The organism is Psychrobacter sp. 1U2 (assembly GCF_051847575.1).
The window spans coordinates 1-611 of the sequence record NZ_JBPYDC010001390.1 but is presented as its reverse complement, the minus strand read 5'-3'; the positions used below and the strand labels follow the sequence as shown (position 1 = coordinate 611).

Genomic DNA, 611 nt, shown 5'->3' with positions numbered 1-611 from the left:
ATTTCTGGTATTTCAATCAAACGCTTGGGTAGAGCTTTCGCGGAGGTAGACATAAAAGGTTCTCTTTATTAAAGGCCAGTAAATTTATTGAATTAGTTGTAGAAACAACCAGTTATGGAAACAGTAGCTTCTGAAGATATAGGCTACAAGGCTTGCCAAACAATATCAGCAACTTGGCTAGTGGCGCTACGATTGGCAAGGGCATGGCCTTTTTTTGCCATCTCCAAGCAAGTGTGGCGATCAAGCGCTGCAAGCTCATTACTCAGACGCTGCGCTGTTAGCTCAGACTGCGGTAATAAAATCGCAGCATCGTGTGACGTCAAGGTGCGTGCATTAGCAGTCTGATGGTCATCAACTGCATGAGGTAGCGGTACAAAAATCGCGGCAATACCGACATTTTGAATTTCGGTAACTGTCAACGCGCCTGCTCGACAAACGATAATATCTGCCCAGTTGTACGCCGCTGCCATATCGTCAATAAATGGCTGTACAGTGAACTTATGAGCGCTTAAATCCTCGCTATCATAAGCTATTTTTGTCGCTTGCTCATTATTACGACCGCACTGATGCTGTACCTCAAAAGGACGGCCTATTAACGCAAGTGCCTTAGG

General features: G+C 45.2%; 1 protein-coding gene. It reads right to left on the bottom strand.

Features of this window, described 5'->3' with window-relative positions; translation table 11 throughout:
• Positions 1-143: 143 nt before the first annotated feature.
• Positions 144-611, bottom strand: a 468-nt coding sequence (locus tag ACS8FD_RS22260; RefSeq protein ID WP_439277464.1) for a glycosyltransferase, incomplete at its 5' end; no start/stop codon positions are given.